Here is a 13,208-nt window from a genome sequence, read left to right on the forward strand (position 1 = left end):
AGGGTTACTCGCCCAAATAGGCTTGTTTGATTTTTTCATCATCCAGCAGGTCGGCGGAGCGACCACAGTGGCTCAGGCTGCCGCTGTCCAGCACATAGGCGCGGTCAGTGGATGCCAGGGCCAGTCTGGCATTCTGTTCCACCAAAAGCAGCGTGACACCGTCACCTGAAAGGCTTTTGATGACCTCAAAAATGGCTTCAACCACGATGGGCGCCAACCCCATTGAGGGCTCATCCAGCACCAACAGGCGCGGACGACTGAGTAATGCCCGGCCGATGGCCACCATCTGCTGTTCACCACCGGAAAGCAGCCCGGCCTGCTGTTGCAACCGTTCACGCAGACGCGGGAAAATAGAGCAAACCCGTTCCAGATCCTGGCGCACCGCCGGTTTGTCACGGCGTGAATAGGCACCCAGCTGCAGGTTTTCCAGCACCGTCATTCGGGCGAAAATACCGCGGCCTTCCGGAACCATCACCAGGCCCTGTTGCAATAAGCGATGGGGTGGCGTACCGCGAATGGAACGGCCATCGAACAGGATTTCCCCTTCGAAGGGTTGCAGGCCGGTCAGCGCCCGCAGGCTGGAGGTTTTACCTGCGCCGTTAGCACCGATTAAAGTCACCTGTTCGCCGCTGTTTACCGTAAAATCGATGCCTTTAACTGCATGAATGCCGCCATAAGATACTTTTAACTGTTTGACCATCAATAAGGGTTCAGACATCGGCAGCGCCTCCCAGATAAGCGCGGATCACCGCCGGTTCACGTCGTACCTGTGCCGGTTTGCCTTCGGCGATCACTCTGCCGTAATCAAGCACCGTCAGGCGATCGCACAGCCCCATCACCAGCTTGACGTCGTGCTCGATCAACAACAGGGTTTTTCCACTTTCGCGGATACGCTGCAGTAGCTCGCGCAGCGCCACTTTTTCGGCGGCGTTCATACCGGCTGCCGGCTCATCCAGCGCCAGTAATTTCGGCTCGGTGGCCAGCGCTCGGGCGATTTCCAACCGACGCTGGTGACCATAGGAAAGATCGCCGGCGCGGTAGTGGGCGAACTGACTGATGCCGACATACTCCAGCAGCGCGTGGGATTTCTCTCGCGTGGCGTGTTCTTCTTCTCGGGCACGCCGATGGTGTGAGATCGCCGCCCATAAACCGTTGCGGGTACGCAGATGGCAACCGACCATCACGTTCTCCAGCACGCTCATCTCATTGAACAGGCGCAGGTTCTGGAAGGTGCGGGCGATACCGGCCTGCGCCACCTTGTCGATGGCCTGCGGCTTGTAGCGGCGGTCCTGCAGGCGAAACTCGCCGCTGTCGGCGCGGTACAGGCCAGTGATCAGGTTGAAACAGGTGGTTTTCCCCGCCCCGTTCGGCCCGATTAACCCGTAAATCTCGCCCTGGTGAATGTTGAGGCTGACGTCATCCACCGCGGTCAGCCCGCCAAAGCGTTTACTGACGTGACTGAGTGTGAGAAGTGGCGTCATGAAGCGGCCCCCGGTTGGTGACGTGCCGGCCACAGGCCTGCCGGGCGATACAGCATCACCAGAATCAGCGCCAATCCATAGAACAGTTGGCGAATAATCTCGGGATCTATCCATACCTGGCCCAACAGAGCTTGTTGCAGTGGCCCCATGGTGCTGCGCAGCAGTTCTGGCAGGGCGGCCAGCAGCAATGCGCCGAGGATCACGCCGGGTATGTGGCCCATGCCGCCCAGCACCACCATGGCCAATACGGCAATCGATTCTTGCAAAGTGAAGGACTCCGGTGAGACAAAACCCTGGAACGCGGCAAAAAGTGCGCCGGCGACACCGCCAAAGGTCGCTCCGATGGCGAAAGCCAGCAGCTTGAAGTTGCGTGTGTTGATGCCCATCGCCCGCGCCGCGTCCTCATCTTCGCGAATGGCGGTCCAGGCGCGGCCAACCCGCGAATGCTGCAGGCGCAGGCAGGCAAACAGGATCAGCAAAAGCAGGGCGGCGAACAGGTAGTAATAGAGATACAGGGATGAAAAACGGATGCCAAACCACGAGTGCATACCGGAAAATTTCAGGCCGAACAGCGTGACTGGATCGATAGCGGAAATCCCTTTAGGGCCATTGGTGATATTGAGTGGCCGGTCAAGATTGCGCATCAAAATACGCACTATCTCACCGAAACCCAGCGTGACGATTGCCAGATAGTCTCCACGCAACCGCAGCGTGGGTGCTCCCAGCAGAATGCCGCACAGCGCTGCCAGCACTGCTGCCAGTGGGATCAACAACAGAATCGACAGATGCAGTCCTTCGGGGAACCACTGCAACAGCAGCGGAAATTGTTGAGTGAGGTGCGGTGATGAGAGCAGTGCTGTCAGATAGGCGCCGACGGCGTAAAAAGCGATAAATCCCATGTCCAGCAGGCCGGTGAGGCCGACCACGATGTTCAGACCCAGTGCCAGCATCAAATACAGCAGCGCGAAGTCGACAACCCGCACCCAATAGTTACCGCCGACGGATCCGGCCACCCAGGGGGCCAGCAGCAGACCGAGCATAAACAGAGCCACACCAAGTCTGGCACGGTGCGGGGAAGCGGTGTGTAGCGTAGCGGTCAGAATAGTCATCTTGTGTCCTCAGGCGCGGGTGGCGACGCGTTCGCCCAACAGCCCGGATGGGCGCAATACCAGTACGGCAATCAATATCAGGAAGGCAAACACGTCCTGATAGTTACTGCCGAAGGTGCCGCCGGTCAGTTCGCCGAGATAACCGGTGCCCAGCGACTCGAACAGCCCCAGCAATAATCCGCCGAGCATGGCACCGCGCAGGTTGCCGATACCGCCCAGCACGGCAGCAGTAAAAGCCTTGATACCGGGCAGGAAGCCCATGGAGAAACCGGCATTGCCATAATTGCTGGCCATCATGATGCCCGCTATGGCGGCCAGCGCGCCGCCGAGGGCGAAGGTCAGTATGATGATGCGGTTGGGATCGATGCCCATCAGGCCGGCGACCTGCGGATTTTCCGCCGTGGCGCGCATGGCGCGGCCAAAGCGCGAGTGCTCGACCAGCAGCAGCAACCCGACCATCATCAGCACGGCGACCCCCAGCGTGGCGATACCGGTAACGGTGATCACCGCGGGTGCGTGTTCGGCGCTACCCTGGGTCAGGGCGATAGGCGACATGGGCAGCAGTTGCGGGAACATTAACGGATTGCGCGACCAGATAAGCATCGCCAGCGTTTGCAGCAGCAGCGATACGCCAATCCCGCTGATCAGCGGTGCCAGACGTGGGGCATTACGCAGGCGACGGTAGGCCAGCCGTTCAATACTCATCGACACCAACGCGCAGACCGCCATGGCAACCAGCGCCGCCAGCAACAGCATGACGTAAGGTGACAGGCCAGGGAAATGATGCTGCAACACGCCAAGGGTAGACAGGGCGCTCAGTGCGCCAACCATCAGTACATCGCCGTGGGCAAAATTGATGATGCGCAGAATGCCGTACACCATGGTGTAACCCAGGGCGATCAACGCATAAATGCTGCCGAGCATCAGGCCGTTAACGGTCTGCTGTACCAGCGTATCCATAGGGGGAGTCCCGAAAAATTATGATTCAGGAAGCTCAGAGTAGAGAGTTAGAGAAAATTGTAAAATACGGAAATATAATTTCTTATACAGAAAATGTGTGTTTTTAATTTATTGATTTATTTGTATATTAATTTTAAATCGTCGCCGATGTTTAACCGAAATAGTCAACATATGAAAAAAACAGAACAATGCGTCACAGCGTTACCAAACGATCCGCCGCTGCGCGCGGTGCGGGCGTTTGAGGCTATCGCCCGCCTGGGTAGCATCACCGCCGCGGCGAAAGAACTTGCGATATCCCCTTCGGCAGTCAGTCATCAACTCAAAACGCTGGAGGCCTTTCTGCAAATGCCGCTGACCGAGCGGCAGGGACGAACCCTGATCCTGCGCAGTGAAGGGCGGGATTATTACCGCTCGATCCGCTCGGCGTTTAACGTATTACGCCAGGCGACCGAGCAGGTGCGTGAGCAATCGGCTTCCCGGCAGGTCGCCATCAGTCTGATCCCGCTGTTCGGCATGGGCTGGTTTATTCCGCGTTTGCGTGGGTTTCTGCGCGAAAACCCTGATATCGACATCAATGTGGTGTACGCCAACCACCGTAATTACCTCAGTGACGCTGCCGATATCTCGATTCGTTTTGGCACCGGGCAATGGAGCGGTTATCGCAGTGAAAAACTGATGTCCGGCAAAATGGTGCCGGTGTGCAGTCGGGGGTTTATCAAGGTGCACGGACTGTTGGACACGCCGGATCAACTTTCACCCCTGCCGCTGCTGCATGACGAAGAACGCACCACCTGGATGCAATGGTTTCAGTTGGCCGGAGTCCGTCGGCCGTTACGCAGTACCGGTCCGATGTTTGAAGATGGCTTGCTGACGCTGGCGGCGGTGCAGGCGGGTTTGGGTTGCGCCCTGATGCGAGAGCCGTTGATCGCGCCTTATCTCAGCAGCGGCGAACTGGTTAAGCTGTTTGACCTGGCGATTGATGACGGCCGTGATTACTACCTGTGCGTAAGGCAAAACACCGAACTGTCGCCGGAAGGGCTGAATTTGCAACGCTGGTTGCTCAAAGAGGCCGGGGCCTGAGTGCAATAGGCCAATAAAGAACTCACGTTAACTGTCTGAATTGACTATTCTGATGATATCCAAAATGGCGTAGTCGGGAGCCCACAATGACGACAGGGAACGAACCGGAACAGACGCCCAAAATGAGTCTGCCGCTGCTGGCCGGCGGGGCATTGGGGGTGGTGTTCGGTGATATCGGCACCAGCCCGCTGTATACCCTGAAAACCGTGCTGTTTCTCTCCGGTGATGCGCCTTCGCCACCGGTGATCCTTGGCCTGCTGTCGCTGATTTTCTGGACGCTGGTGATTGTGACCTCACTGAAATACGCCATGTTTGCCATGCGTATCGATAACCGTGGCGAAGGCGGCATCATGGCGCTGATGTCCCTGTTGGTCAGTAAGAAAAAGATCCGACCGATGGTGGTGTTTGCCGGCCTGTTTGGTGCGGCGCTGATCTATGGCGATGGTGCTATCACCCCGGCGATTTCGGTATTGTCGGCGCTGGAGGGGCTGAATATTGTCCTGCCCGAGTCTCAACCCTATATCTTGCCGGCGGCGGTGGTGATCCTGGTCAGCCTGTTCGCCATTCAACCCTTGGGCACCGCGCGCATCGGCAAAGTTTTCGGGCCGATTATGGCGCTGTGGTTCTTTTCCATCGCCGCGCTGGGCATTTGGGGAATTATCCAGCATCCTGCGGTACTGATGGCATTAAACCCGCTGTATGGCATTGATTTTCTGTTTTCCAATGGGCTGACCAGTTTCCTGGTGCTGGGCGGCGTTTTCCTCTGTGTCACCGGGGCGGAAGCGCTATACGCCGACATGGGGCACTTTGGCAAAAAACCGATCTGGCTCGCCTGGTTTGGCATTGTTTTCCCCAGCCTGTTGCTGAACTATGCCGGGCAGGCCGCACTGATCCTTTCCGGTGCGGACGTCACCCAGAATATCTTTTTCCGCCTGTGTCCGCCGGTGTTACAAGTTCCGCTGGTGATTTTGGCGACCCTGGCCACCATTATCGCCAGTCAGGCGATCATCAGCGGGGCCTTTTCCATGACCCGCCAGGCGATCCAGCTTGGCTGGCTGCCGCGATTGCGCGTCAAACAGACCACCGAAGAAAGTTATGGGCAAATTTACATCGGCGCCATTAACTGGCTGCTGATGGCGGTGACGGTATTTTTGACGGTGTTCTTCAAGTCTTCCGATAATTTGGCCGCCGCCTACGGTATCGCCGTGTCGCTCACCATGATCATGACTACCGGACTGCTGTTTGTGGCCATGCGCGAGGTGTGGCGCTGGGGAACGATCGCCAGCCTGTTGGTGGCCGGCGGCTTCTTTATCGTCGATCTCAGCTTCCTGTTGGCCAACCTCAGCAAGGTGATGCAGGGCGGCTACGTACCACTGCTGCTGGCCACCCTGGTGTATGGCGTGATGTTAATCTGGCATCGCGGAGTGATCGCGGCTTCCCGCACATTAGGGGAGAAAAGCGTGCCGCTGGCAGATTTTCTGGCCCATCTCGAGGCAGAAAAGATCCCTCGGGTTCCGGGCACGGCAATCTTTCTTACCCGTACCCTGAGCGGCACGCCGCCGGTAATGAAATGGCACGTAAAACGTAACGGGTCGCTGCACGCCAATGTGTTGGCGCTGCATATCATGATCGTTAATGAACCCCGGGTAGCAAATGCTGAACGGCTGGTGATGCGGCAGCAGTCGCCGGGGTTTTGGTGTGGCGTGGCGAGCTATGGATTTATGGAACGACCCAATATTCCCCGCTTGCTGCAGCATGCCGAGGCTCAAAAAACCGGGTTGAACTTTGGCGACGCCACTTATTATTTAGGGCATGAAAGTGTGGTGCGCCGCGAAGCCAAGGACCGATTGCCTGCCTGGCAACGCAACATTTTTGCGCTGATGGTGCGTAACGGTATGCACGTGACGGATTACTATTATTTGCCGAGCGACCAGGTCGTCGAAATCAGCCGTCGGGTGCCGGTGTGAGCCGTTTGGCTATAGGTTAAAATCAATGGGTATTTAGCTATCGGCGAGTGAGAGGGTAAATTGCCGTGGCAGCGATGGTGCTGCTAACGGACGAAGCCCCTATGTCATTATTCGATCTTGCTGCGCTGGCCAGCGATTTACCGGAAGCGTGGCGTTCCAGCGTATTGGGCCGTGTCGGCCCGGCCAATGTCAAAGTATTGCGGATGGATCAGCGGGAAATTGCCGATGAGGTTCATGACTATCATGAGGGATTACTGGTGATCTCCGGGCAGTTGCGGATTGAAGTGCAGGGCGAACAGATTTGGGTTAACGCCGGGCAACTGTATCAGGCCGCTGCCGGCGTGCCTCACCGGGTACTGGCGGGTAGCCACGGCACTCTGGTGATATTTGATTTACCGGAGTGATCAATCCAGCGCCGAAAGCGCAACCTTGACCGCGGCCTCTAACCGTGCCCGGCTGACGCCATCGCGCGCCTGCACCGACAAACCGTGCAGGAAGGCGGCAAAATAGTCGCCGAGGGCGTCAGCATCAGTTTCTGGTGGCAGTTCCCCCGTCGCAACGGCGGTTCGCAGCCGGTCAATCATGCCCTGGGTGCGCTGCAGACGGTGTTCTGCCAGCCAGTCTTTGATACCGCTGTTTTCGTCACTGACGCTGGCGGCGGAAGAGACCACCATGCAACCTTGCGGCAGGTCAATGCGGCTGTAGACTGCCACCGCGTCGTCCAGCAGGCGTTTTATTGCCACGCGCACGTCGTTTTCTTCGCTGAAAGCGCGATCGGCAAAGCCACCTTCATGGTTTTCGTAACAGGCAATGGCTTCGCGGAACAGCAACTCTTTCGATCCGAACGCTTTATAAATACGCGCAGAGGCAATGCCCAACTCGGCGACCAAATCCGACATGGAGGTGCCTTCATACCCTTGACGCCAGAAGAGATCCCGGGCTTTCAATAATGCCTGTTCACGGTCAAATTCGCGCGGTCTGCCTGCCATTCATCTGTTCCTGTTTACCTGTTGCTCTGCGCAACAGGATCGCTTAAATCCACTGTAATACCAACGATTTTTTAAAATTCACTTGCTGAGGAATTGATTTAAGCCTATTGTTTGTCAATCGACAACCAATTGGAGTTTAGGATGAAAACCTTAAAAGGCCCAAGCCTGCATCTGGCACAGTTCAGTGACGATGCCGCCCCCTTTAACAGCCTGCCGGCTATCGCCCAGTGGGCGGCGCAAACCGGCTTTAAAGCTTTGCAAATCCCGGCATGGGATAGCCGCCTGTTTGATTTGGCCACCGCCGCAGAAAGCCAAACCTATTGTGACGAGCTGGTCGGCATGTTGGCAGAGCATGGTCTGGTGGTCAGTGAACTTACTACCCATATTTTTGGCCAGTTGATGGCGGTGCACCCGGCCTATGACGCATTGTGCGACAGCTTTGCGCCAGCGGAACTGCATGGTAACCCACAGGCGCGCGGTGAATGGGCACACCGGCAGTTGCTGTTGGCGGCCAAAGCCTCTGCGCGGCTGGGACTCAGTGAGATGGGCACTTTCTCCGGTTCCCTGGCCTGGCCGTATTTGTTCCCGTTCCCGCAGCGTCCGGCGGGGTTGATCGAAACGGCGTTCGATGAACTGGCCAAACGCTGGTTGCCGGTGCTCAATGCCTGCGACGAGCAGGGGGTGAACCTGTGTTATGAAATCCACCCGAGCGAAGATCTGCACGACGGCGTGACCTTCGAAATGTTCCATCAGCGCGTTGGGGCCCATCCGCGCTGCCAGATCCTGTTCGACCCGAGTCACTTCGTGCTGCAACAGCTGAACTATCTGGATTACATCGATATTTACAAGGACTTCATCCGCATGTTCCACGTCAAGGACGCCGAGTTCAACCCGACCGGACGGCAGGGCATCTACGGCGGTTATCAGTCATGGACCGATCGCGCCGGGCGTTTCCGCTCATTGGGTGACGGCCAGGTGGATTTCAAAGGCATTTTCTCGCGCCTGACCCAGCATGGCTACGCCGGTTGGGCGACGCTGGAGTGGGAGTGTTGCCTGAAACATCCACAGGATGGCGCTCGCGAAGGCGCGGCCTTTATTCGTGACCACATCATCAACGTCACCGACAAGGTGTTTGATGATTTTGCCGGTGCGCCGGTTGACCAACAGCAAATCAATGCCTTGCTTGGCTTGCGCTGAGCCACGCTATCCCCACCACGGAGAACACCGATGACACTGCAAAATAACGGGTCCATGTTGAATGGATCTGAACCCGAACACGTCTATACGCGGATAAACGGCAACCGAATCCACTGTGTGACGCTTGGCGAAGGACGGCCGGTACTGCTGATCCCGGGTTGGCCGCAAACCTGGTACACCTGGCGTCATGTGATGCGGGCCCTGGCGACGGCAGGCTTTAAGGCGATAGCGGTCGACCCGCCGGGCATTGGCGACTCGGACAAGCCGAACGGCGGCTATGACACCGGCAGCGTGGCCGCCACCTTGCATCAGACCATGCTGCAACTGGGACATCCGCGTTATCAGTTGGTTGGTCATGACATTGGCATGTGGGTGGGTTATGCCATGGCGAGCGACTTCCCGCAGGCGGTGACGGGGCTGGTACTGACGGAGGCGGTGATCCCAGGGTTGGCACCCGCGCCACCGATTTTTGTACCGGCAGAACAAAACATTTTCCTGTGGCACTTCATGTTCAACCAACTGGCGGATTTGCCTGAAGCCTTGACGCTGGGTCGTGAGAGAGAATATCTCAGCTATATCTTTAACCGCTGGTCCTATCGCCGCGATCGGGTGGCGGCGGAAACTTACATTGCCGCCTATTCTGCACCTGGCAGCCTGCGGGCCGGTTTTGATTATTATCGCGCCATTCCGGAAACCATCCGGCAAAATCAGCGTCGGGCCGAGACACCGCTCAGCATGCCGGTGATGACCATTGGTGCCGAGCACGCCACTGGCGATGCGCCCTATGTCACGTTGCAGGGCAACGCCGTTAACCTGCGTGGCGAAACGGTCGCTGACTGCGGTCATTTCATCACCGAAGAGTGCCCGGAGGCGTTTATCGCTCTGGTAGTGCCATTCTTGTCAGGGAGTCTGGCCGATGCCGCTTGACTCACAGATTGCCCGTTTTCTGGCGGAAACGGCGGCGGTTGCCGCACCGGCCTCCCTGTTTGAGATGCGCGCAGCCGCAGAGGCCGGGCTGCTGGCATTACAAGGTGAGAGCGAACCCAGTGGCGGCGTCAGGGATGGGCGGATCATCGCCAACGACGGGCGCCAGATCGCCATTCGGGCTTACTGGCCATCGGGCGTGCCAAGAGGTAAACCTATGCCGGCGATGCTGTACGCCCATGGCGGCGGCTGGTGCCTGGGCTCGCTGGCGCTGTATGACCGGCCTTGCCAGGCGTTGGCCAATGCTACCGGGCGGCTGATCTTGTCGGTTGATTATCGTCTGGCTCCGGAGCATCCGTTTCCAGCGCCACTGGAAGACCTGTATCTGGCGCTGTGCGGGGTCGTTGAACGCGCCGATGAATGGGGAATTGATGCCTCGCGGATCGCGGTGGGAGGGGACAGCGCCGGTGGCAATTTGGCAGCCGCCGTTGCGCTGTTGGCCCGTGACCGCAATGGCCCACGGATTGAACATCAGCTATTGCTGTATCCGGCGTTGAGTCGCGCTATGGATACGGCGAGTTACCAGGCTTATGCACAGGGTTACTACCTGACCAGGGAGGTCATGGCGTTTTGCTGGGGGCAGTATCTGGGGGACGAAGCCCAGGGGCATGACCCTTATGCAGAACCGCTGCATGCCGCGACGTTGCGGCAGTTGCCACCGGCGATCATTCTGAGCTGTGAGTACGATCCGTTGCGCGATGAGGCCGAGCATTATGCCCAGCGGTTGCGTGACGATGGGGTAGCGGTACGCTGTGAACGGCTACCGGGCATGGTACACGCCTGCATTCATATGCTGGGCTTGACCCCGGCGGCACGAATGTTGTTTGAAAAGGTTGGCTGAACGAGGTCGCGGTAATGTTTACGCTGAAGCCTGAGTGAGGATCGCCCTCTCCAGGGGGAGAGGGCCGGGGTGAGGGGAAACAGGCAGAACCCTCTCCCAAGGGAGAGGGACTGTTAATTAGCGCCCGGCAACGGTGACAAAGCGGGTTTCCAGATAGGACTCTATGGCTTCGCTGCCGCCTTCGGTACCGTGACCGGAGTCTTTCACCCCGCCAAACGGCGTTTCCGGCAGGCCGAAACCGATATGGTTGATGCTGAGCATGCCGCTTTCCACATCACGCCCCAAGGCCGTCACCGTAGCGATGCTGCGGCTGTAGGCATAGGCCGCCAGACCGTAAGGCAGGCGATTGGCTTCGGCGATGGCTTCCTCGTAGCTGGCGAACGGGCGCAGCAGGGCGACCGGGCCAAAGGGTTCTTCAGACATCGCTCGCGCACTCAGTGGCACGTCGCGCAATACCGTCGGTTCGAAGAAATTGCCGGGGCCTGCCACGCGCTTGCCGCCGGTAGTCGCTTTGGCACCCTCGGCGATGGCATCCTTCACGAAGGCCTCAATGGCGTCCACGCTGCGTTGCAGCACCATCGGCCCCATAGTCACACCGTCCTGCAACCCATTGCCCATTTTGATTTCACGCACCGCAGCGGTGAACTTCTCGATAAAGGCCTCATAAACGCCCTGCTGGATCAGGAAGCGGGTTGGGGCGATGCACACCTGGCCGGCATTACGGAACTTGGCCTGCGCCAGTTCTTTGGCGGCCGCATCAAGATCGGCATCGTCAAAAATCAGCACCGGTGCATGACCGCCCAGCTCCATGGTGGCTTTTTTCATATGCTGCCCGGCCAGCGCCGCCAAATGCTTGCCCACACGGGTTGAGCCGGTGAACGAGATTTTGCGAATGGTCGGATGCGGGATCAGGTACTCCGAGATTTCTGCCGGGGTGCCGTACACCAGTGCGATCACACCGGCAGGAATACCCGCGTCGGCAAAGGCTCTGATCAGTTCGGCCGGGGACGCCGGGGTTTCTTCCGGGCCTTTAATGATGATGGAACAACCCGCGGCCAACGCGGCAGACAGTTTGCGAACAATCTGGTTAATCGGGAAGTTCCACGGGGTAAACGCGGCAACCGGCCCCACCGGCAGCTTCAGGGTTTGCTGCTGAACGTCCTGGCTGCGGGACGGGATTATCTGGCCGTAGGTGCGGCTGGCTTCGCCGGCAAACCAGTCAATCACGTCCGCCGAGTTAAGAATTTCGACCTTGGCCTGCGCCACAGGTTTGCCTTGTTCCTGGCTCATGATCGCGGCAATTTTATCTGCACGCTCACGAAACAGTGCAGCGGCTTTACGCATCAGATTGGCCCGCTGGTAAGCGGAGGTTTCGCGCCAGACTTTAAAACCGCGTTCGGTTGCGGCCAGCGCCAGATCGAGATCGGCTGTGGTGGCGTGTGCCACGCTGCCAATCACCTCATCGGTCGCGGGGTTGGTGACCGGCGTGGTTTTACCGGCGACTGCGTTGCGCCATTGTCCGTCGATATAGAGTTGAGTATCTGGATACATTGTTGCCTCTTACTTTCAGGGGGTTAAAGACAGCTTTCCCACTCTGCGGCGGGATAATCACGGCGTCGACGCTGACTGACAGGCGTTGAGCACCGGATAAAATACCCTACGCGCAATGAACCGCAGCGTCCAGCGCACCGCGTGCGCCACTACTCAAACCACGCCGCTTTGACTATCATACAGCCACCAACGGCATTGAAGCAGGGCGGTACGGTGCAGGGTGTTCCAGAGCAGTTTCCCTTTGAAAAAGACAGTGCGCAGTTCCGGCAGTTAGTGCAGATGCCGGGCGTAGAGCTTTATCACGCCCATATAGAGCGTTATGCCTTTGAACCCCACACCCATAATGCTTTTGCCATCGGTACCGTCGATTTTGGAGCCGAGCGTTTCCGCTATCGTGGCGCGCAGCATCGGGCTGCACCGGGGTCATTAGTGTTGATGAACCCGGACGAGCTGCACACCGGTGAGGCCGAAACCCCTGGTGGCTGGAACTACCGCATGCTTTATCTGGAACCGGATACGCTGGAGTTGCTGTCTGGTGAACAGGGATTCTGGTTCACCGATGCGGTGCGCCAGGACGTGCAGGCGGCACAGCAATTGTCCGCCACGTTGGCCGCACTCTGGCAGGCCAGCGATCCGCTGACCATTGACCATTTGCTGGCGCAGGTGGTCGATATCTTCCGCCCGCATATTCAAGTGGCTCGCCCGTTAAAAGCCGAAGCGGCGCACCGGTTTGATATCGTCAAAAGTTACCTGCAGGATAACTTCTCCGCCGTGATTACTCTGGATCAACTGGCGGCACTGGTTTCTCTCAGCCCTTATCACTTTCTGCGTAAGTTCAAAGCCCAATACCATGTTTCTCCGCAGCAAATGCTGATGGCGATCCGCCTGTCGCAGGCCAAGCAGATGCTGGGGCGCGGTATGCCTGCGGCACAGGTCGCGGCGGCGGTAGGGTTAACCGACCAGGCGCATTTGACCCGTGCCTTTGCTAATCGTTACGGTGTCACGCCGGTGCGTTATCAAAAACAGGTTACGACCCGGTGAAAAAACAG

13 protein-coding genes are annotated in these 13,208 nt (G+C 58.1%); 7 read left to right on the top strand and 6 right to left on the bottom strand.

The window, feature by feature from the left end; all coding sequences use genetic code 11:
• Positions 1 to 4: 4 nt before the first annotated feature.
• Genes OCH02_RS04945 through OCH02_RS04960 form a run of 4 tightly spaced genes read right to left on the bottom strand, consistent with a single transcriptional unit; the run spans position 5 to position 3,550 of the window.
• Positions 5 to 718: an ABC transporter ATP-binding protein gene (locus OCH02_RS04945; protein ID WP_261430147.1), complete on the bottom strand. Its 714-nt coding sequence runs from the start codon at positions 716 to 718 to the stop codon at positions 5 to 7.
• Positions 711 to 1,481 (bottom strand): ABC transporter ATP-binding protein, encoded by a 771-nt coding sequence (locus OCH02_RS04950; protein ID WP_261430148.1) that lies wholly within the window; start codon positions 1,479 to 1,481, stop codon positions 711 to 713. Before OCH02_RS04950 ends, OCH02_RS04945 begins: the two co-directional genes overlap by 8 nt.
• The gene (locus OCH02_RS04955) at positions 1,478 to 2,590 is read right to left on the bottom strand and encodes an ABC transporter permease subunit (protein ID WP_261430149.1); all 1,113 of its coding nucleotides are present in this window, start codon (positions 2,588 to 2,590) and stop codon (positions 1,478 to 1,480) included. The genes OCH02_RS04950 and OCH02_RS04955 overlap by 4 nt, the downstream gene beginning before the upstream one ends.
• A gap of 9 nt (positions 2,591 to 2,599) precedes the next feature.
• A complete protein-coding gene (locus tag OCH02_RS04960; RefSeq protein WP_261430150.1) occupies positions 2,600 to 3,550 on the bottom strand; it encodes a branched-chain amino acid ABC transporter permease in 951 nt (316 codons plus the stop codon).
• Positions 3,551 to 3,643: 93 nt separating this feature from the next.
• Here OCH02_RS04960 and OCH02_RS04965 point away from each other — a divergent pair, with 93 nt between their 5' ends.
• The 3 genes from OCH02_RS04965 to OCH02_RS04975 all read left to right on the top strand — a co-directional run bounded on the left by OCH02_RS04965 (position 3,644) and on the right by OCH02_RS04975 (position 7,001).
• On the top strand, positions 3,644 to 4,630 hold the full coding sequence (locus OCH02_RS04965) for a LysR substrate-binding domain-containing protein (RefSeq protein ID WP_261430152.1): 987 nt from the start codon (positions 3,644 to 3,646) through the stop codon (positions 4,628 to 4,630).
• Positions 4,631 to 4,716: 86 nt separating this feature from the next.
• Positions 4,717 to 6,597 carry a potassium transporter Kup gene (locus OCH02_RS04970; protein WP_261430153.1) on the top strand — a complete coding sequence of 627 codons (1,881 nt, stop codon included), beginning with the start codon at positions 4,717 to 4,719 and terminating at the stop codon, positions 6,595 to 6,597.
• Positions 6,598 to 6,698: 101 nt separating this feature from the next.
• Complete coding sequence (locus OCH02_RS04975) at positions 6,699 to 7,001, top strand: cupin domain-containing protein (protein ID WP_261430155.1); 303 nt, start codon at positions 6,699 to 6,701, stop codon at positions 6,999 to 7,001.
• On the opposite strand, the gene OCH02_RS04980 is transcribed toward OCH02_RS04975, so the two are convergent.
• Positions 7,002 to 7,586: a TetR/AcrR family transcriptional regulator gene (locus OCH02_RS04980; RefSeq protein ID WP_261430156.1), complete on the bottom strand. Its 585-nt coding sequence runs from the start codon at positions 7,584 to 7,586 to the stop codon at positions 7,002 to 7,004.
• A 141-nt stretch (positions 7,587 to 7,727) separates the two neighbouring features.
• On the opposite strand from OCH02_RS04980, the gene OCH02_RS04985 reads away from it, so the two are divergent.
• Genes OCH02_RS04985 through OCH02_RS04995 form a run of 3 tightly spaced genes read left to right on the top strand, consistent with a single transcriptional unit; the run spans position 7,728 to position 10,608 of the window.
• Positions 7,728 to 8,783, top strand: coding sequence for a sugar phosphate isomerase/epimerase family protein (locus OCH02_RS04985; protein ID WP_261430157.1), 1,056 nt, complete (start codon positions 7,728 to 7,730; stop codon positions 8,781 to 8,783).
• A gap of 30 nt (positions 8,784 to 8,813) precedes the next feature.
• A complete protein-coding gene (locus OCH02_RS04990) occupies positions 8,814 to 9,710 on the top strand; it encodes an alpha/beta fold hydrolase (RefSeq protein ID WP_261430159.1) in 897 nt (298 codons plus the stop codon).
• The gene (locus OCH02_RS04995; RefSeq protein WP_261430160.1) at positions 9,700 to 10,608 is read left to right on the top strand and encodes an alpha/beta hydrolase; all 909 of its coding nucleotides are present in this window, start codon (positions 9,700 to 9,702) and stop codon (positions 10,606 to 10,608) included. Before OCH02_RS04990 ends, OCH02_RS04995 begins: the two co-directional genes overlap by 11 nt.
• Before the next feature lie 117 nt (positions 10,609 to 10,725).
• On the opposite strand, the gene OCH02_RS05000 is transcribed toward OCH02_RS04995, so the two are convergent.
• Positions 10,726 to 12,159 (bottom strand): NAD-dependent succinate-semialdehyde dehydrogenase, encoded by a 1,434-nt coding sequence (locus OCH02_RS05000; protein ID WP_261430161.1) that lies wholly within the window; start codon positions 12,157 to 12,159, stop codon positions 10,726 to 10,728.
• Between the two features lie 213 nt (positions 12,160 to 12,372).
• Between OCH02_RS05000 and OCH02_RS05005 the strand changes: the two genes are divergently transcribed.
• Positions 12,373 to 13,200 carry an AraC family transcriptional regulator gene (locus OCH02_RS05005; protein WP_261430791.1) on the top strand — a complete coding sequence of 276 codons (828 nt, stop codon included), beginning with the start codon at positions 12,373 to 12,375 and terminating at the stop codon, positions 13,198 to 13,200.
• The last annotated feature ends 8 nt before the right edge of the window (positions 13,201 to 13,208 follow it).

This window comes from Serratia quinivorans (assembly GCF_946227985.1).
Lineage (GTDB): Bacteria > Pseudomonadota > Gammaproteobacteria > Enterobacterales > Enterobacteriaceae > Serratia > Serratia quinivorans_A.